This is a genomic window from Mucilaginibacter oryzae (assembly GCF_003148845.1).
Classification (GTDB): domain Bacteria; phylum Bacteroidota; class Bacteroidia; order Sphingobacteriales; family Sphingobacteriaceae; genus Mucilaginibacter; species Mucilaginibacter oryzae.
Genome location: NZ_QGHA01000002.1, coordinates 228,559 through 249,668 on the forward strand (window position 1 = coordinate 228,559; position 21,110 = coordinate 249,668).

Genomic DNA, 21,110 nt, shown 5'->3' on the forward strand with positions numbered 1-21,110 from the left:
ATCATCAAAACATGATATTATCACGATACAACCTCGATAAAATTAATGTACCGGCTGCAGAACTGCCGCCGGTAAATGTATTCGACCTGCCCGAAAAAGTATTACAGTTTGGTACAGGAGTACTGCTGCGCGGTTTGACCGATTATTTTATTGATAAAGCCAACCGCCAGGGTATTTTTAATGGCAGGGTGGCGGTAATTAAATCCACAGATAAAGGGTCGGCCGCCGATTTCGATACGCAGGATGGATTATACACTATTTACGCGAAGGGTGTTGAAAACGGTAAGGAAGTAAGCGAGCAGGTAATTTGTTCGGCTATCAGCCGGGTACTGTCAGCTACCGGTGAGTGGGACAAGATATTGGATATAGCCCGGAGCGAAAACCTGCAGATAATTATATCCAACACTACCGAGGTTGGTATCCAACTGGTACAGGAAGATGTACGCAATGGCCCGCCCTCGTCGTTCCCCGCCAAGCTGCTGGCCATTTTATATGAGCGCTACCTCGCTTTTAACGGAAGTGAGGACGCCGGGTTGGTTGTCATTCCCACAGAACTGATTATTGATAACGGCAAAAAGCTGGAAGCCATTGTAACCGAACTGGCTCGTCTTAATCAGTTGGAACAGGCTTTTATAGATTGGCTGAACGATAGCAACAGTTTCTGCAGTTCGCTGGTTGATAGAATTGTACCCGGCAGGCCCGACAGCGCTTTAAGTAATGCGATGGAAACAACACGCGGCTATACAGATAATCTCAGCATCATGTGCGAAACTTACAGCCTTTGGGCCATTGAGGGTAATGAAAACATAGCCGGAGTGTTAACTTTTGCACAGGCCGATAAGGGGGTGGTGATTACGCCCGACATCGGATTGTTCAGGGAGTTAAAACTGCGTTTGCTTAACGGTACGCATACATTGAGTTGCGCGGTTGCTTATCTCAGTGGTTTTAAAACGGTTAAGGAAGCATTGGATGACCGCGATTTTACCCGGTTTATAACAAAACTGGTATTCAAAGAGATATTGCCTTCTATCCCCTACAAAATTGATGAAACCGTGGCTGCCGATTTTGCGGGCAAGGTGCTGGACAGGTTCCGCAATCCGAATATCAGGCACGAGTGGCTCAGCATTTCGCTGCAGTATGTAACTAAGGTTAAAATGCGGGTGATTCCGCTGTTGCTCAACTATTATAAAAATAATAATGAAGCGCCGCCGTCTATGGTGCTTGGTTTTGCCGCGTTTATGCGCTTTATGCAGGTTACCCAAACCGACGATGGCAAATACGTTGGCAAGCTGGATGGTGGTGATACGTATATTGTAACCGACGATCAGGCACCCTATTTCAGTAAGATTTGGGCAGGCGCCGACCCGGCAACCGCTATTAACACCATCCTTAAAAATAAAGAGCTATGGGATGCTGATTTAACCGCGCTTAATGGTTTTGCTGAAGCTGTGATTGAACAGTTCGGGTTGATTATTAAACAGGGTAAACCTGATTTAATTACCGGGTAATTGTATATACACTTACCAAAATTGAAAGTTCACCAGGGTTGTTACATGGTATATCCGCATTTTTTAAACCAAAATAAAACCATAGGGCATACGGGCGAATCTATTTTAAATGATGTTTTAAATAACCTGCAGCGATAAGAAAACATACGCTTTAATGCATTTGAAGGATAATTTTGTTCTGCAGAAAAGCGGGATTTCCTTATAAATTTGAGTCGATGAAAATATTAACTTGTACAACGCCCGGAACATTGGCATACGGCACAGCCGATATGCCAACGCTAAATCCCGGTAACGCGTTGCTGAAAATAAAACGTATAGGCATTTGTGGTACCGATTTGCACGCTTTTGAAGGTACACAACCTTTTTTTAGCTATCCGCGGGTGTTAGGGCATGAGCTGGCGGCCGAATTGATTGATGCCGGCGGTGCCGAAGGTTTTACCGAAGGCGAAGCGGTAACTTTTATTCCGTATTTTAATTGCGGGCACTGCATTGCCTGCCGTTCGGGGAAGCCTAATTGCTGTGTGAATATCCGGGTTTGCGGTGTGCATACCGATGGCGGTATGGCCGAATACCTGCAGGTGCCTGCCAATTTACTGGTGCATGGCGAGGGTTTGAGTTTTGATGAACTGGCATTGGTTGAACCTCTGGCAATAGGTGCGCACGGTATACGGCGCGCCGACGTAAAACCCGGAGAGTTTGTACTGGTAATAGGGGCGGGGCCCATCGGGCTCGGCATTATGGAGTTTGCCCGCATAGCCGGTGCAAAGGTAATAGCGGCAGATGTGAACGAACAGCGGCTTGCCTTTTGCAGCGATAACCTAAAAGTTGATTATACGATCAACGTAAAAAGTGAGGATGTAACCGAAAGGCTGAAAGAGATCACTAACGGTGATATGCCTACAGTAATTATTGATGCTACCGGCAACCAAAAAGCTATTAACAGCGCGTTTTTGTACCTGGCACATGGCGGCAGGTATGTGTTGGTAGGTTTGCAGCGGGATGAACTGATCGTAAGCCACCCTGAGTTTCATAAACGTGAAAGTACGCTGATGAGCAGCCGTAACGCCACCCGCGAAGATTTTGAACACGTGATCAGCTCTATGAAAAGTGGGTTGGTCAATCCGCAAACCTACATTACCCACCGGGTAAAATTTGATGAAGTGAAAGATAATTTTGAAAGCTGGCTTAACCCCGCTAACGGCGTAATAAAGGCTATAGTAGAGGTTTAAACCGGAGTTGGTTGATAAAACAGATCAAATTGATTAGGGAAATGGCTTCTTAAAAAAGGTTTAGCACTACCTGTTTTAAAAGGCTTCACCCCGTACTGCTCTTTTGGAGAGGTGCGGGGTTTGTTTCTTAAAGTCCTTTGGGGATGATTTTGGTGAGGTAAGTTGTCATATTTTTTAAAATCGATTGTCTTTTCAAATTGGTAATTATAGCCTATATTGCGGTGCTCTCCCTTAACTATGGAAAACCTGTTATAGCCTGTAATTATTATGGTAAAACGTTTTATTTTCAACAGTTCGCTGTTCATCATTCTTCAATTATTTTTTTTATTTGCCACCGGTCAAACCATACAGGTTGCGCCGGGAGTTCAAAAAATAACCTCCGGAACCATTGATCAGTTTACGCCTTACAGCTTTTGCGGCGCGTTACCGCTTACCGGTGCTTTAACCCAACTGCCGGCTGCTAAACTGCCTTTTAGCATCGGCGAGATAAAAATTAGTGTGAACGGCAGGGGCACAGTGGTTCAAATTCCGCTGGATGATACCGAGCAATTATACGGTTTCGGTATGCAGATTGGCTCATTTAACCAGCGCGGCTTAAAAAAGCGCCCCATTGTAAATGATAACCCGCTAAACGATCTGGGTTATACACACGGGCCAACAACTTTCTACGTATCCAATAAGGGTTATGGTGTTTTAATTAACACCGCCCGGTACACAACGTTTTACTGCGGCAATACAGCAAAGCTTGATCAAAGCGCCGGTGAGACAAAGGCAACCAATGGCGGTAACTCGGTAGAGGAATTGTATAAAAACGACGGTAAAATATCAGGCTCAGTAACCGTTGATATTCCGGGGGCAAAGGGTATTGAGGTTTTTGTGTTTGAAGGCCCGGATATTAAAACAGCCATGCAGCGCTATAATCTGTTTTCGGGCGGGGGAGCATTGCCTGCCATTTGGGGGCTTGGCGTAAAGTACAGGGTTAAGGCTGATTTTAACCAGTACCAGGTAGATAAAATGGCTGCTTATTTTCGTGATAATCATATCCCCTGCGATGTTTTAGGCTTGGAACCGCGTTGGCAAACAGCTTCATATTCATGCTCATATGTATGGAATAAAAGCTTTTTCCCTTCCCCTGAATTGTTTGTGGATTCGATGAAAAATAAAGGCTTTCATATCAATTTGTGGGAACATGCCTTCGTTTCACCTAAATCACCCCTTTATCAGCCATTGAGAAACAAGGCCGGTAACTACCTGGTATGGAACGGGTTGGTACCCGATTTTGCCGATACGGCCGCCGCTAATATTTTTGCCGATTATCACCGGCAAACATTCGTAAAAAAAGGTATTTCCGGCTTTAAAATGGATGAGTGCGATAACTCGAACCTCGCAATGGGCAATGCAACCTGGAGTTTTCCCGAACTCAGTCAGTTTCCATCCGGCATTGATGGCGAGCAAATGCACCAGCTTTTTGGTTTGTTATACCAAAAAACGATATATGGTATTTACAAAAAGCTTAATCAGCGCACCTATCTTGACGTGCGGGCTTCTAACGCGTTTGCCTCATCGTACCCCGCGGCCTTGTACAGCGATACGTATTTGCATGAGGAATACATCCGCATGATCCTGAATTCGGGGTTTGCCGGCATGATCTGGTCGCCCGAGGTACGGGAATCCAATACCATTAAGGATTTTATGCGCCGCAGCCAAACGGCGGTGTTATCTGCCCAAACACTATATAATTCATGGTATTTGCAAAACCCGCCCTGGTTACAGATCAACATAGAAAAAAACAACAAAGGAGAATTGATGGGCGATGCCAAACAGGTTGAAGCCGACATCCGCAAGCTGCTAAACTTCAGGATGAGCTTGATCCCTTACCTATACAATGCCTTTGCCGATTATCATTTTAAAGGCATCCCGCCTTTCAGGGCTTTGGTGATGGATTATCCGCAGGATAAAAATACTTTCAACTTGTCTGACGAGTACATGATAGGCGAATCCATCCTGGCGGCGCCGTTAACCGAAAAAATGGATGAGCGTAAGGTTTATCTGCCCGAAGGCAACTGGTATGATTACAACACCAGGCAGAAATACGAGGGCGGTAAATATTATACCATCAGGCCGGATCTGAACCAGTTACCGATTTTTATTAAGGAGGGCACCATTTTGCCGCTGGCCAAACCCGTAGAATATGTAAGCCCCGACACCAAATTTGAAATTACCTGTTTTGTTTACGGACAGGCAGCCAAAGCCGCTTTGTTTGAGGATGACGGCATAACCTTTAACTATGAAAACGGAGCTTATAACTATTTAAGCCTGGCATGGAATAAAAATAAGGGTATTGTTAAGCGTACAGGCAATTTTAAAAACAGCAGGTATGTGATCAAAAACTGGGAAGTTATTAAATAATCCGGCATTATAGTTCCGAACCAGCTTTAGCTGATAGGCGGTATTACCGTTATTCGTTTTTTCAATATCAATTAAAAACAACCTGAAATATAATTTGCACTTATCCTAAATCAATTTAGCATATCATTACAGCGCTATTAAACCTATCTATGAATAAGCCAATTAAAATCCTGATCAGTTTAACTTTATTTATTTTATTTAAAACGGGTTTTGCCTGCGCGCAAAACCGACCGGTATACACCCGGTATGTAAACACCTTTATTGGCACCGCGCCGCTTAATGATCCTAAAATATTGGGGTACGAGTTGCCAAAAGGCTGGCGATCGTGGGCAGGGCTCACCTTCCCCGGAAGTTCGCTGCCCAACGCGATGGTGCAGTTAAGCCCGATGACGGCTTACGGCTCCGGTGCTGGTTATCAGTACGAAGATTCGGTTATTTACGGTTTTACACATACCAATAAAGGGCATTGGAACCTTTGTAACATCCCTATCCTGCCGGTTTCCAATCCGCGCCGGCTAACGGCGCAAAATCCGCAGGGAGGTAAATTCGGTTCAAAGTTTTCGCATCAAAATGAAAGCTCGGCACCCGGGTTTTACCAGGTTTACCTTGATGATTATAAGGTAAACGTTAGCCTTACATCAACCTTACGCTGCGGTTACCATCAATACCGGTTTAAAAATAATACCAACAGGCAAATACTTTTTGATCTCGGCAAGGCCAACAGCAGGGTTTCAACCTGGCGTATAGAGCAGGCCGGTACCAATGCGGTGCAAGGCTTCCAGGGCGGAGAGAATGTTTATTTTTATGCTGTTATCAACGCCAAAATCAGTAAGCTCGAGAGAACTGACGAAGGAAAGCAAAGCGGCTACGCGATGTTGTACCTCGCTGATGATGACACTACCCCGGTTGAAATTAAGATAGGCCTTTCGTTTGTAAGTGAAAAGAACGCGAAGGAAAACCTCGAAAAAGAAATAGGAGATAAAAGCTTTAACACCATCCGCGATGAGGCTACGAAAACATGGGAGAAACTATTATCCAACATACAGGTTAAGGGTGGCACCGAAAAGCAGAAGCGCATGTTTTACTCTTGCCTTTACCGCTCATTTTTATGGCCCGCGTTGCGCAGCGATGTAAATGGTGAATTTACCGATGCTAAAAGAAATGTGGTTAAAAGCAACTTCAGGTATTATACCGAACCTTCTTTATGGGATACCTACCGCAACAAGGATGTTTTGCTGGGGCTAATTAGCCCTGACGTTACGCTTGATGTGATCAAATCCCTTAAGGACGTAGGCGACAAAACCGGGTTCATTCCCACTTTTTTTCACGGAGATCACGGCGCTTCGTCTATAGCCGGTGCCTATCTGCGCGGTATCGATCAGTTTGATGTTCGCGGAACTTATCAAATACTGTTGCGCAATGCCAATGTGGAAGGCGGCGCCCGCCCTTATATAGCTGAATATATTAAGAAAGGGTATATTTCTGATCCTGATATACCCAAACCGGAGGTAGAAACCAAGGCTAAAGCCGGGGTTTCAAAAACGCTTGAATACGCATATGATGATTATTCGGTAGCGCAAATAGCAAAAAAACTGGGCGATACGGCCAATTACCGGATTTTAATGGCCCGCTCAAAAAACTACAAAAACATGTTCGATCCGTCTACCCGCTTTATGCGGGGGCGACTGGAAAATGGTGAATGGATTAAAAACTTCGATCCACAGCATCCTTATTACGAATACATGTACCGAGAAGCAAACGCCTGGCAGGTATCTTTCTTCGCGCCGCATGATATGCCCGGATTAATTAAACTATACGGAGGGCCAAAAGGATTTGAATCTAAGCTCGATTCGTTGTTTTCACTGCCCTGGAATCCCCATTACATAGCCCGGAATGTGGAAACCATGATTGGCCAGTATTGCCAGGGGAACCAGCCCGATCATGAAGCGCCATTTGCCTACATCTTTATCAATAAACCCGAAAAATCTCAAAAAATAATCGACTATATTTTGAATAACCTGTATGGTATCGGTAATGAAGGGCTGGAGCTAAGCGGCATGGACGATGCCGGTGAAATGTCGTCGTGGTATGTTTTCAGCGCTTTGGGACTGTATCCCTTTTCGGCCACCGATCCTAAGTATATTGTTACCGCGCCCTTGTTTGACGAGGTAAAGTGGACAACCGCCGACGGTAAAACCTTACTCATCAGGAAGCCGGGTAAGGGCAGGGGTGTTACAACTATAAAAGTAAACGGAAAAGTAAATAAGGGCTACTTTGTATCGCATGATGTATTTAAAAACGGCGGCGTGATAAGTATAGCCACCAAATAAACTGATAGCAGGGAGGCTAACAACAAAACCGCAAGTATACAGTACCTGCGGTTTTGTTGTTATGGTGATTTTACCATATTAACCTGTAAATTTAAAATAACGAAAGCGCGTTGATCAAATTTAACATTATTGGTATGAATTTGACGAAATGTTATAGATGCTTGCAAATCTTGTGGATAGTTTCGCTGATGGATTTATTTATCTTATAGCCGGAAATAAGCCCTTCGGCTTAAGTTATACAGGTAAATGGATTGTTTATGGAAAATGTTATGCCTAAATATCTACTCAAATATTCATACCTGTGCCTGCTGATTTTGTTAATGATGACGAATAAAGCTCAGGCGGATAACGGCTATAAATTATGGCTCGGTTACAGCAAAGTGACCGGCCGGCAACTGACAGATACTTACAGGCAACAACTGCGATATTTGATATTCCCGGCCGCATCCGTTCAGCTTAATGCCGCCAGGGCCGAACTGTTAACGGGGCTTAACGCGATGCTTGACCTGAAACCGGCGGAGGTTAAAGATATCAAGGGCGGGCAAACGGTTGTAGTGGGTACACCGCAATCGTTAAAGGCTTTGGCTATAACTGTTCCTGATAGCATAGGCAAGGAGGGGTACCTTATCAAAAAAACGCTCATTAATAAAAATCAATGTATCCTTATAGTCGGCAATACAGATGTTGGTGTTCTTTATGGTGTTTTTAACTTCCTGAAACTCATTCAAACCCATCGATCAATTAATGAGCTCAACATTGCGGATCGCCCGCGTTTAATGTACCGGGTTTTAGATCACTGGGATAACCTGAACCGCACGGTTGAACGTGGTTATGCCGGATCATCCATCTGGAACTGGCATAAACTGCCTGACATCATCGATCAACGGTATATTGATTATGCCAGGGCCAACGCTTCGGTAGGTATTAATGGTTCGGTTGTTAATAACGTAAATGCCGACGCGCTGATACTATCGCATGAATATTTGTTAAAGATAAAGGCATTGGCCGATGTTTTCAGAACGTATGGGATCCGGATCTATCTCTCGGTTAAATTCAGTAGCCCGATAGAGCTCGGCGGGTTAAAAACTGCCGACCCGCTTGATCCTGAAGTGAAAAAATGGTGGGCGGATAAAGCCGATGAAATTTACCGCTACATCCCGGATTTTGGTGGTTTTTTGGTGAAAGCCAATTCGGAGGGGCAGCCCGGTCCGCAGCGTTATGGCCGTAGCCATGCCGATGGCGCCAATATGCTGGCCGATGCTTTGGGGCCTCATCACGGTATAGTGATGTGGCGCGCTTTTGTGTATGATAACAAAGTTCCGGACGACCGGTTTAAACAGGCCTATAACGAGTTTAAGCCTTTGGATGGAAAGTTTGAGGATAACGTAATTATCCAGGTTAAGAACGGGCCTATTGATTTTCAACCCCGCGAGCCTTTTCATCCTTTGTTCGGCGCTATGCCCAATACCCCGCTGATGATGGAGTTCCAGTTAACGCAGGAATACCTCGGCTTTTCTACACACCTGGTTTATGAAGCGCCGCTGTTTGCCGAATGCCTGCAGGCTGATACTTACAGGTATGGCAAAGGTACAACCGTATCAAGGATCATTAAAGGCGATTTTAACAGGAAACTGATAACCGGGATGACAGGTGTTGCCAATATAGGTTCTGATTTAAACTGGTGCGGCCATCCGTTTGCACAAGCCAATTGGTATGCCTTCGGCCGCCTGGCCTGGAACCCGGATCAATCACCGGCAAACATTGCTGCCGACTGGCTCAGGATGACTTTTAACAATGACGAAAGCTTTCTATCGCCGGTAAAAAAGATCATGCTGCAATCCCGCGAAAATACGGTGAACTACATGGCGCCATTAGGCTTGCACCACATTATGGGCCAGTCAACCCACTACGGTCCGGGCCCATGGGTAGACAACGCCGGGCGGCCCGATTGGAACGCCACTTATTACCACAGGGCCGATTCGGTAGGGGTTGGTTTTGACCGGACTAATAAGGGGAGCGATGCCTTAGCACAATACGCACCGGAGGTTGAAGCAAATTGGGGAAATTTGAAAAGCTGTCCTGACGAATACCTGCTTTGGTTTCATCACTTAAGCTGGACGTATAAAATGCGATCGGGCAGGACCTTATGGGATGATGTGGTTTGGCATTATTACGCCGGGGTTGAATCGGTTAAACAAATGGGAGGAGCCTGGGATAAACTTCGCGGTAAAACAGACCCCGAACGTTTTGCCGAAGTAAAACAATTAATGGCGCTTCAGCTTAAAGAAGCCACCACCTGGAGGGATGCCTGTGTTTTGTATTTTCAAACCTTTTCAAAAATGCCCATCGGGCCAGGGTACCCTAAACCTGAACATGATTTAGCATATTACAAAAACATGAAGTTTTACTATGTGCCCGGCATAGGTGGCAATAATTACATGACCAATTAAAAAATCACCATAAACCCAACGTCAATGAGCAAGCACCTCTCAGCACCCAAATTAGTTATCTCGCTTTTTGCCCCATTATGCCTTTTGGGCGCATGTAACTCGCCAGATTCAAAATCAGCAAAAACTACAGATAGCGCGAAGGTTGATACCGGCAAAAAGACAAAATATCTTTCACAGCCGCTTATCAGCTCCATTTATACGGCCGATCCATCGGCGCACGTGTTCAATGGTAAAATTTACATCTATCCATCGCACGATATTAATGCCGGGATCCCTGAGAATGATAATGGCGATCACTTTGCTATGAGGGATTACCATATCTTGTCGATGGACAGTATAGGCGGTAAAGTTACCGATAATGGTGTAGCGCTTGATATAAAAGATATTCCCTGGGCCGGTCGCCAGCTTTGGGCGCCGGATGCGGCTTATAAAAATGGTACTTACTACCTGTACTTCCCGGTAAAAGATAAAAAAGATGTATTTCACATTGGCGTGGCAACCTCCGCCAGCCCGACAGGGCCGTTTAAAGCCGAACCTGAACCTATACCCGGAAGCTATAGCATCGATCCGGCTGTATTTACCGATACCGATGGCAAAACATACATGTATTTCGGCGGTATCTGGGGCGGACAGCTTCAGCGCTGGATCAGCGGGAAATATGATGCCAACGGCTCAAAAACCGACTCGAAACAGGAAAACGCCCCGGCAATAAGCTGTAAGGTAGCCCTGCTTAAACCAGATATGAAAACGTTTGAGGGCGCTGTTAAAGATGCTGTAATTGTGGATAGCCTTGGCAAACCCTTATTGACCAAAGATCATGAACGCCGCTTCTTTGAAGGCTCGTGGATGCACAAGTATAATGGCAAATATTACCTTACCTATTCAACCGGCGATACGCATTTGCTTTGCTATGCTGTAGGCGATAGCCCGCTTGGCCCGTTCACTTATAAAGGCGTGTTTATGAAACCGGTACAGGGTTGGACAACACACCATTCCATCATCGAGATTAAAGGCAAGTGGTATATTTTTTATCATGATACCCAGTTATCCGGCAAAACGCATCTGCGTAACGTAAAAGTAACAACCCTTGAGCATAATGCGGACGGATCAATTAAACTGATCGATCCATTTTTATAGATCATGTATTAAAAAAACAGTTGATAGAACCTGGGTAAATACCCTGCTTATCAAACAAATGCATAAAGCCAATTGAAAGCGTCTTCAATTGGCTTTATATATTAGGAAAAGGTCTTAAAAAAGCATGTAGAGCCTGTGTTAGAACGGCCGTCGTTGGATACAGTAACTTTTTTAACGGGCTACTTCCGGTTTATCTGTTCTGAACGGCATTGCCGGAAGCCCCTCATTATTGATTAAATTGGGGTTGACCGGGTTATCCGCCCATGCGTAACGAACATATAGCGGATGGGGTACTTCTGCACTATTTAATATTATCTTATTGCCGCTGATTACGGCCTTAGCCCAGGCGAAAACTTTGTCGGCTCCGGCTACGGCAAATTCCTGCGGTGGCTCACCATCTTTGGTAGTAAGGCCTGAGCCTGTAGCATCAAAGCTTACAATAATTTGGTTGCCGTTAATGGTTGCTGATTGAAAAACCGGGCCGGAGGCCACAATTTTTTTGTCGCCATAGGCAAGCTTTTCGGCGGCTATCGCCAGGCGGTCGCCTACGTCCTTTTTGGCGTCCGGGTGTATATCGTTCCACTCACCCAAATCAATCGCTACAGCCATCGCTGTATTCGGTAACGACAGGGAATTTGCCTGTGCTTCACGAAAAGCAGCCCACTGGCTTTCAGAAGGCAGGTAATTCATATCCATATAACCGGGAAGCTGCACAAACAGGAAAGGGGCATCCGGCATTTGCCATTTTAACCGCCAGTCGGCAATCATTGCCGGCTGAAGCTTAGCGTATTGGGCCGGTCTGCCCGTATTTGCCTCGCCCTGGTACCATACGAAGCCTTTTATACTGTAGTTGGATATAGGCTTGATCATTGAATTAAACAGGGCCGTCGGTTGATTTTGAACAGTTAAACCCACATCGGCCGGTTGATTTTGCGGCTTGCTAACAAAACCAACTTTATATTGCCAATACCCCGTCAAATCGATAGTGTCAAGGCCCGAAATAAGCTGATAAGGTTTGTCAAGTACAAAACCGCCCTTGCCGGCATAGTTGGTAACTTGCACCACAACCAGGTTTTTACCAGGTTTAAGTACATTTGGAGGGATATTATACCGCCGTTGCGGGTACATATAAGTAGTAGCGCCTATCTGTTTTCCGTTGATGTACACCACATCTGCATTCACTATCCTGCCTAAAAATATTTTGGCTGGCTCTTTAAGCATATTTTCAGGTACATTGATTTCCCGGCGGTACCACACTACTCCGTCGAGGTTATTAATTCCCTGGTCTTCCCAATAACCCGGAACTGCAATTCTGCGCCATCCTTTGGGCGCGTATTCCGTGCTAAACCACTTTTCCGTAAGCCCCCTGTCTTCCTGCCGGGGCACGTCTTTATTTGCCGAGAGCTTTTTTTGCAAACTGTTTAGAAAAGCAGTGTCCCTGTTTCTTTTAACGATACGATCAATATCGGGGAAATTCTTCAGGCTTTCTTCGCTCATCCAGGCCTCGATAGGCGTTCCTCCCCAGCTCGAGTTGATCAGGCCTATAGGTACATGATACCTCTCATAAAGTTTATTGGCAAAAAAATAGGCTACTGCAGAAAACCCGCCGATATTAGCTGAATCGGCCTTTTTCCAGCTACCTCCCGGAATATCAGCCTGTGTATTTTGCATGTTGGCTTTATTGGTTACGGCGAATTGCCTGATGGATGGATTGTTGGCAGAGGCAAGTTCTTTTGCGTAACGTATTTTATGCAGCTCCATCTGGTGCACCATATTTGACTGGCCCGAACACAGCCACACATCGCCAACAAGTATATCTTTTAATTCAATATGATTGGAGCCATCTATAGTCATGCTATATGGGCCACCCGCGCCGATTGCCGGAAGCGTGACCAGCCACTTGCCGTCAACCGATGCGATGGTTTCAAATTTCCTGTTCCTAAACTGAACTTTTACATGCTCCGCAGGGGAAGCCCATCCCCATATTTTTATTTTTTGATTACGCTGCAGCACCATGCCATCGCTAATGATTACGGGCAGGCTCACTTCGGCATGTGCTGCAATACTGATCAGGATGGCTGTAAACAGGGCGAATGATCGCTTAAATATCATATTTAGAGTCATTGTTACAGGTAAAAATATTGGTGGAAAGGTAACCAGCCCTGTATTTAATACATCAGCAAGTTATTACACTGAAAAAACGTTTAAAGATAAAATATTTTCCGTACGGCAGGTATTTGCTTAATAAATTATGGACGATAATCTTTTCATATCACCGACCGCATGTTGATCTCATTAATTCAAAATGGTGGGGTAGCTTACAAAAACGGGGCATCCCGCCGGACGCCCCTTTTATTTTTAACAACTGTTTAACCCAGCTTAAGGGGTTTTCTTTCAGCTATTTTAATATCCCGGATTTTGCACCAGTAAATTGTTTTTGTTCATTTCGTCGCGGGTGATTGGTCTGAAATAGAGCGCGTTGTTCCATGCCCTGTTCTCCAATACATTATATTCGGATGGGGTGTAGGTGTAATCATAAACCGACGGATCATAATGATACGGAGCGGACTGTGTTTTTCCTGGTTTAAACTTTCCGGAAACAGTTACGATGGTTACTTTCCTGCCAACAGTTTCGTTGGCTATCAGCCATCTGCGCACATCATGATATCGCTGTTCTTCAAAGGCCATCTCAATCCGGCGTTCATGGCGGTAAATGGTTCTGAGGCTTGCCTGGTCGGTGGTGGTAACGGCAGGCATACCAACCCTAAAGCGGATCTTGTTTAACCAGGCTACAGCCGGGCCGGTATCTCCAAGTTCAATAGAAGCTTCAATATAATTCAACACTGCTTCGGTATACCTGAAAAAAGGCCAAGGAATAGTCTGCGGCATGTTTTGATCGATGATATTAGGATCAGGGTCGGTGAATTTATGATAATAATAGCCGGTGTAGGTTCCGTTCCAGTTTTCTAACGAGCTGTTCCGGGTATCCAGTCCGCTAAAAGATGTTAGTTTGCCGCTCACCATCAAATCATAAGTTCCGGTTTGAATCTGGTTGGCCGGATCAACATTGCCGGATACTTTATCGCGGGGCTTCCAGTCAGCGCCATCGTATAAAACTGTGGCATAAAAACGGGGGTCGCGGTTTTGATAAGGATTAGCTTTTTCTAACGGGTTCGACCAGCTGAACGGTGTGCCATCCTGCATATCATAATCATCAACCAATAAACCGATGGGCGAATTTCCACCCCAGTTATGGTAGCCATTAGGACCATTATAAAGATTGGGTGTTACGGCGTAGTTTGGCAGCAGGAAATATTTTGCAAAGATGATTTCAGAAGCAGCAGATGGATCAATGTTTGGCGCCTTGCTGCCTCCTCCCATTGCAATGCTTGCATAATTGATTGTTCCCTGGCTGGCCGAAACAGGTGCGGATAAATTAAGTTTATAACCCGTACGCGCATCAGCATCCATTACCGCCTTTGCCGCGGTTTGCGCCAGGCGATAGCGGTCGGCCTGGTTGCCTGATGTATAGCACAGCAGCGGAAGAGTTTGATCAGGAATACCGCCAACTTTCGCCGTTAGTTTGGCTTTATCATGCAGATCACTTGCCGCGTAAAGTAATACCCGCGATTTGATGGCGAGGGCCGCAAGCGCCGTAGCACGACCCTGATCCATTGTTTTACCGGATAACAACCTGTTCGCTTCATCGCAATCCTTTAAAATAAAATTTACGCACTCCTCATAGGTATTACGCTTTACCTTAAGATCATCGGTAATGTTATATACTTTGGTAATCAGGGGAACGCCGCCGTAAAAGCGTAACAATTGCTGATAGTAATAAGCCCTCAAAAAATAAGCTTCACCTAAAAACTGGTCTTTTTTGGCCTGGTCCGAAATGCTGTTGTTACCGCTCACAATCCTGTTGATAGCCGTATTACAGGTTCTTATATAAAGGTACATCCTGTCCCAGTTCCACGAATCATCTATCCAGCCGGTGGTAGTTGGGCTCACGTTGCCCGTATTAACGATATCGATACCACGACCAGTGTGGTTAAATAACGACTCGTCAGACACTGAGGCGAGCATCTGTTCTGATAACCCGCCGTTAACCAGGCCTTTGTAGGCGTCGTTCATATAAGCTTCGGCCAAAGTTGGGTCGCTCCAAACCACATCTGCCGATAGCTGGTTGGGGGGAGTTACATTCAGAAAATCCTTTTTACAAGCCGTACCCAAAACCATGATGAGCAAAAGCGTATACAGGTTTATATTTTTTTTAATCGTTTTCATATCAATTCCTTTCATAATGAGTTAGCAGACGTGCTTAAAAAGTAACTTTAACACCCATGTTAATTACTTTGGCCTGCGGGTAGTATTGACCGCTGGTATTGGTAGATTCGGGATCCCAGATTTTGATCTTATCAAAAGTGGCCAGGTTGATGCCGTTTGCATAGATCCTGAATGAATTGAGGCCCAGCTTCTGGATCCATTCTTTCGGAAGCGTGTAACCCAGCTCAACATTCTTTATCCGCACGTAATTGCTGTTGATAACATAATAACTATTGTCTGACGCGCTTGAAGTGAAGTAGGTAGCGCCGCTGTTAGAGTCGGATAACCTTGGATAGAGACTGTTGGGGTTATCAATGCTCCAGCGTTTTTGATATGACCACTGCAGGTAGTTACCTATACTTCCTGATTCGGTAAGCCCGATTTTTTGTAAGCCGCCGGTAGCTCCCTGAATAAGTACGCTCAGGTCAAATCCTTTGTAACCCAGGTTAATGTTAACACCGCCGGTAAAGGTTGGCGTACCGTTTTTATCCATCCTTATTTTATCGTCGCCGTTAATTTTACCGTCGTGGTTTACGTCTTTAAATTTCATATCCCCTGGCCTTAAGCTGGAGTTTGAAATGCCTAATCCGCTGTAGTCAAGTTTATTGGCGTTGATATCTGCCTGATCCTTAAAAACGCCGTCATATTGATATAACAGCCAGGCATCTGTAGGGTGGCCTGTAGCGCGTTGGTAGTCCGGCGCACCTGGCGTTTCGTCAAAATACAATACTTTGTTTTTGGCGTATCCCGCGTTTACACTAACACTGTAATTAAAATCACCGGCACGGTCAGTGTAGTTTACACTGAAATCATATCCCGAGTTTTTTAACCTGCCAAGGTTAACAGGAGGGAAGTTGTACACCGGGATACCCGCGCTGGCCGGTATCGACCCGGTTTTAGGCGCCAATACATTGGAGCGCAGGTTATAAAAATAATCGAATGTTACGGATAAGCGGCTGTTTAAAAAGCTTGCTTCCAAACCAACATCCGTGTTGTTGGCAACTTCCCAGGTAAAATCGTAGTTGGGTACGGTGCCTTCGTAAACAGTAGCGACTGGCTGCCCGTTAAACATGTTGTTGCTGGTGGCCAATAAGGTTAAGTATTGGTATTCTTTAAGCGCGCCGCCGTAATATGCCTCTGCGCCCATGCGGCCCCATGATCCCCTTAACTTTAAATTATCTACAAAGTGAATGTTGTTTTTAAAGAACCCCTCTTCCGATATACGCCATGCTGCCGTAACGCCGGGGAAGAAGCCAAACCGGTGGCTGGGCGGGAATATGTACGAGCCATCTACACGCCAAAGAAACTGCGCAATATATTTTTCTTTGTAGTTGTAATTTGCCGAACCGAAGTAGCTTAAGCGCGCGCTTTTAAATACGTTGTTAGCGCCATTTGATTGCCCCAACTCCTGGCCAAATGATAGTTGCGGAATTTGTGAGGATATAAAGTTGGTTTTAAAAGCCGTAAAGCCGCTGCTGTTAGCAGTTTGGCGCTGTACACCTGCCATTAATGATACGGCATGACCATTAAAATTCCTGTCATAATTGATCATACCGGTCAGGTTTATATCCAGCTCGTTGATATTTATTTCTGTAAGGTTTGGTGTATGAAACTGGTCGGGATAAAAGTTTTTAACCTGTAATTGCGGGCTGCCATCACTGTTGAGGGTAGTTTTGTCCCACGAATACAATTCGTACGGTGTTCTCCAGGTGCTTTGCCTGTCCCAGAATTTATCCAGTGATGCGGTTCCTGTTAACTTCAGGCCCTCAACGCCGGGCACTTTAATTTCTATTTTACCGGTGGTTTGCAGGTAATCTTTGGTGTTTTTATCATACCCGGTTTGGTTGGTGGTAGCTACAACCGGGTTAATACCGTTTTCAATATCCGGACCGGCTAAACCATTGGGCCAGATGGCTACATCGGTTGGCCTGCCGCGCATAATAAACCTGAAGATGTTGGCGGCGCTTACAGTGGGGTAGTTGGGGTTTTCTTCCCTGCCGGTAACATTTAAAGTGGTAGTGATGTATTTACTAACCTTTGATTCTACGTTGATCCGCAGGTCATATTGCTTGTACCGGGTGGCCGAATTTTTATAAAAGCCATCCTGGTTTAAATATCCTAACGAAACAAGGTATTTGGTATAATCGTTACCGCCCGTAACCTGAAGGTTGTGCCTCTGTTGCGGCGACCATTTTTGAAACACCGTTCCAAACCAATCGGTATTTGGATAACGCAGCGGATCAGATCCATCCCTGAATTTTTGCATGGCCTCCGGCGAGAAAGGCGCGTTTATTGTGCCGTTGCCGTCGGGCCGGGTGTAAGTGCCCGTGCTTTTTAAAGCCTGCCAGGCATCGTTCCACTTGCTTTGATCTAATCCGGAATCGAATATTTGTAATTCGTTCATAATTTCGGCATATTCCGGTGCGGTTGCCATTTTAGGTGTACGGGTGGGGCGTTGCAAGCCGTAATAGAAATCATAGCTGAATTGCGGCTTGCCTGATTTGCCTTGCTTGGTAGTGACCAAAATTACACCGTTACCTGCCCTTGAACCGTATATTGCCGCTGATGCATCTTTCAAAATCGATATGCTTTCCACATCGTTTGGATTGATCCTGTCAATACCGCCGGCGCGCCCCGGCACCCCGTCAATTACAATCAGCGGATCGGTATTACCTCCCGATAAAGAGTTAATACCCCGGATCCTGATCGTAGAGCCATCACCACCCGGCTCGCCGCTTGACTGGATAGCAACTACGCCGGATAAACGGCCGCCAAGGGAGTTGGAAAGGTTAACGGATGCCGATTTGGCAAGTTCCGAGCCTTTTACATCAGATACCGCTCCAGAAACGACCACCTTTTTCTGCGTGCCGTAACCAACCACAACCACCTGGCTCAGATCTGAAGCAGAAGGGGTGAGCCTTATGTTATCGAGGTTCTTTTTCGCAGGTACTTCCAGGCTGCTGAATCCCACAAAGGAGATAACCAAAACGGCATCATCCGGAACATTATTCAATGTAAATCGTCCTTCGGCATCGGTTTGTGTACCCAAACTTCCACCTTTTATTTTTACCGAAGCGCCCATCAGGGGTTTCCCTGTTTCATCCACTACCCTTCCCTTAACGGTAATAGGCGGCGGAGGTGAAGTTACTGCAGTTGCTGTTGGAGGGTCGGTTGCTTTCAGCAGGATATTTTTACCCGTGATTTTGTACCCGATCCGCACATCCTTAAAACAGGCATTCAAAGTTTCCTCGATCGAAGCATCCTTAACGTTGACGCTGATGGAGGTGTTGGCCAGGTCTTGATCGGTATATAAAAAAACATAGCCTGATTGGTTTTTGATCTGGGTTAGTATTTTTTCTAAAGGGGCATTTTTTTCGCTTAAGCTGATTTTTTGACCATAGCTTTTAGCGTGCGCCTGTAATAGCGTAATTATGAGTAGGAGGGTGGTTAGTTTCATAACCATAATAAGTTTATGGATCAGCGAGCCTTTTTTGGGGCATAACACTGTCAGGACACCTGTAAAATTCATTACATTTGTTGGGTTTGAGGTTCATACATAAGATAATACTCCAAATTGTTTTACCGATTTACTCGGAAGGGTTGACTCAAACATTTATCGCAGAAGTGCTTCGAACCACTTCTGCGTTCTTTTAAGAACCCTGTTTTCTGATCAGGTTATTTGACGTAATAATTTTTTCATGGTTTTTAGGTTAGTTTGTAAGTAATTGGTTATTTAATTATCAGGTTAAGGTTTAATTATAATTTTCTTTTCGGGGCCATTGTTTTGCTGTGCAATTTCATAGTTCACTTTAAAATAAGTCAGCATATCCAGTATCTGCGAAGCGTTCGCGTCTTTGATCATTTCTCCGGAAAAAACAGTTTTAGGAACGCCGTAGGGATAGGCAACATCAACATTGTACCAGCGTGATAACTGCCGCATAACATCCTCAATTTTTGCTTTTTTAAATTTAAACAGGCCGTTTTTCCAGGCTATCGCCTCATTAATATCAGCCTCCTGAACCGCTATATCAGTGTTGGATAAAGAGGTAATGCTTTGCTGCCCCGGACGGAGTGTTACGCTTTTTGAATTTCTTGATAATTTGATACTGCCTGTTACCAGGGTAGTTTTCACCACCGGTTCATCATCGTAGGCATTGATATTGAACTCCGTGCCGATATCTTCGATAGTATGTCCCTTGAAATTTACCCGGAAAGGCTGTTTAGGATTATGCGCAATCTCAAAATAAACTTCTCCGGTAATATTTACCGTGCGCTCATTTCCCTTAAAGGCCGTAGGATAGGTGATGGACGAGGCTGAGTTTAACCATACCCTTGTACCATCAGCTAAAGTCAAATCATATTTGCCCCCGCGCGGCGTACTCAGGGTATTGTAAACTACAGTAGAAGCATCTATGTCGTCTGGAGCGTAAGCCAACCTGCCGTTAGCAGTTTTTACAATTTTAACATTGCCTTGTTTCGCTACAGTTCCGTTTGTCTGGCTGTTTAAATCAATTTTTACGCCGTTATTTAATACCAGCACGGCTTTGTTACCACCGGGCGCAATGTCTGTTTTCCTGGCTTTAGCATTAAGCGGCTGTTGTTGGGCTTTTGAACTTGAAAGATAATTGTAAATGCCTGCCGTTAAACAAAGTATTACAGATGCCGCCAATGCTATTTTGGGCCATAGCCATTTGGTTGCAGCCGGGCGTTCGTTAACGTTTAGCGATTGCCATACATCCGCTTTTAGCTGGTCAATTTCTTCGGGCGAAACAACCTGCTGTTCCGGGTTCCATCGCGTGTACCACTCCTCCAATAAAATACGCTCTTCGTCGGTTATTGTACCCGCGTAATATTTATTTAATAACTCCTGAAGATTGGTTTTTGGGTTCAACTGGCTAATGGCTTATTAAATTATAGACAAATAGCACCGTAGCCATGGGGGTAAAAATTATTGATTAAATAAAATAAAAAATAAAAATATGATGATACCTAACTTAACCCTCAACACTTTAAGCGCATTTTTTACATGGCTCCTTACAGATTGTTCGGTAATATCCAGCTTACCAGCTATCTCTTTATAGGTCATGTGATACTTGCGGCTCATCTCAAAAGCTACACGCATTTTAGGCGGTAAGGCCTGTATTTCTTTATTGATAATCTCGGTTAGCTGTCGTTCACGCGCCAAATGATCTGTCACGGCAGGGGCGGCGATCTCCGCCGGGAGCTTTAACCGATATCTTTCGTGAATCTGTTTACGGCCTATAACATTCAGTATTCTGTTTCGGGTAGCGGTGTATAAATAATTTGACAGGTTGGTTTTAAACTCGATGGATTGACGATTGGCCCATAAAAACGCGAATAGTTCCTGCACCACATCTTTCGCTTCTTCTTTATCCCTTACGCGGTTAAAGGCGTGAAGGTACAAGAGGCTAAAATAGCGGTCGTAAATCTCTGCAAAGGCCAGCCGGTCATCTGCCTCCAGAAGATCTGTTAGTTCAGAATCACTTAGTGTATTATACCTGGTCATCCGGATTCTTTAAGTTATCAAAAAAATCACACCACCTGATGAACAACAGCCATTGCCTGAAGCCAATCAGGTTATTAACGGGCGAATGTATTAAGTGTGATTTTGACATTAAACGCATTTGAGTAAAACGGGCCTGTCAACTCCGGTAAAGACATAACAAAATCTTGAAACTAATTGGCAGGTGTAATAATCTA

Annotated in this window: 12 protein-coding genes; 6 read left to right on the forward strand and 6 right to left on the reverse strand. The window is 44.9% G+C overall.

Features of this window, described 5'->3' with window-relative positions; genetic code table 11:
• Positions 1-11 precede the first annotated feature (11 nt).
• The gene (locus tag LX99_RS06445; protein WP_109607122.1) at positions 12-1,508 is read left to right on the forward strand and encodes a tagaturonate reductase; all 1,497 of its coding nucleotides are present in this window, start codon (positions 12-14) and stop codon (positions 1,506-1,508) included.
• Positions 1,509-1,723: 215 nt separating this feature from the next.
• On the forward strand, positions 1,724-2,737 hold the full coding sequence (locus LX99_RS06450) for a zinc-binding alcohol dehydrogenase family protein (protein ID WP_109607123.1): 1,014 nt from the start codon (positions 1,724-1,726) through the stop codon (positions 2,735-2,737).
• On the opposite strand, the gene LX99_RS25590 is transcribed toward LX99_RS06450, so the two are convergent.
• Positions 2,734-3,027, reverse strand: a complete 294-nt coding sequence (locus tag LX99_RS25590) for a hypothetical protein (RefSeq protein WP_170122649.1) — start codon at positions 3,025-3,027, stop codon at positions 2,734-2,736. The genes LX99_RS06450 and LX99_RS25590 overlap by 4 nt on opposite strands.
• On the opposite strand from LX99_RS25590, the gene LX99_RS06455 reads away from it, so the two are divergent.
• From LX99_RS06455 to LX99_RS06470, 4 genes are all read left to right on the forward strand, one after another.
• A complete protein-coding gene (locus tag LX99_RS06455) occupies positions 3,005-5,146 on the forward strand; it encodes a glycoside hydrolase family 31 protein (RefSeq protein WP_109607124.1) in 2,142 nt (713 codons plus the stop codon). The two genes, LX99_RS25590 and LX99_RS06455, sit on opposite strands and share 23 nt — an antisense overlap.
• Before the next feature lie 149 nt (positions 5,147-5,295).
• Positions 5,296-7,476, forward strand: coding sequence for a GH92 family glycosyl hydrolase (locus LX99_RS06460; protein WP_109607125.1), 2,181 nt, complete (start codon positions 5,296-5,298; stop codon positions 7,474-7,476).
• A gap of 269 nt (positions 7,477-7,745) precedes the next feature.
• On the forward strand, positions 7,746-9,926 hold the full coding sequence (locus LX99_RS06465) for an alpha-glucuronidase family glycosyl hydrolase (protein ID WP_109607583.1): 2,181 nt from the start codon (positions 7,746-7,748) through the stop codon (positions 9,924-9,926).
• A gap of 24 nt (positions 9,927-9,950) precedes the next feature.
• Complete coding sequence (locus LX99_RS06470) at positions 9,951-11,063, forward strand: glycoside hydrolase family 43 protein (RefSeq protein WP_109607126.1); 1,113 nt, start codon at positions 9,951-9,953, stop codon at positions 11,061-11,063.
• A 171-nt stretch (positions 11,064-11,234) separates the two neighbouring features.
• Here the strand turns inward: LX99_RS06470 and LX99_RS06475 are convergent, their stop codons facing one another.
• The 5 genes from LX99_RS06475 to LX99_RS06495 form a co-directional block, all read right to left on the reverse strand.
• Entirely contained in the window at positions 11,235-13,175 is a 1,941-nt protein-coding gene (locus LX99_RS06475; RefSeq protein ID WP_109607127.1) for a sialate O-acetylesterase, read from the reverse strand.
• A gap of 291 nt (positions 13,176-13,466) precedes the next feature.
• Positions 13,467-15,350, reverse strand: coding sequence for a RagB/SusD family nutrient uptake outer membrane protein (locus tag LX99_RS06480; RefSeq protein WP_109607584.1), 1,884 nt, complete (start codon positions 15,348-15,350; stop codon positions 13,467-13,469).
• 34 nt (positions 15,351-15,384) lie between these two features.
• Positions 15,385-18,846, reverse strand: coding sequence for a TonB-dependent receptor (locus tag LX99_RS06485; RefSeq protein ID WP_109607585.1), 3,462 nt, complete (start codon positions 18,844-18,846; stop codon positions 15,385-15,387).
• Positions 18,847-19,134: 288 nt separating this feature from the next.
• Entirely contained in the window at positions 19,135-20,280 is a 1,146-nt protein-coding gene (locus LX99_RS06490) for a FecR family protein (RefSeq protein ID WP_109607128.1), read from the reverse strand.
• Between the two features lie 57 nt (positions 20,281-20,337).
• Positions 20,338-20,916 (reverse strand): RNA polymerase sigma-70 factor, encoded by a 579-nt coding sequence (locus LX99_RS06495; protein ID WP_022830489.1) that lies wholly within the window; start codon positions 20,914-20,916, stop codon positions 20,338-20,340.
• Positions 20,917-21,110: the final 194 nt, after the last annotated feature.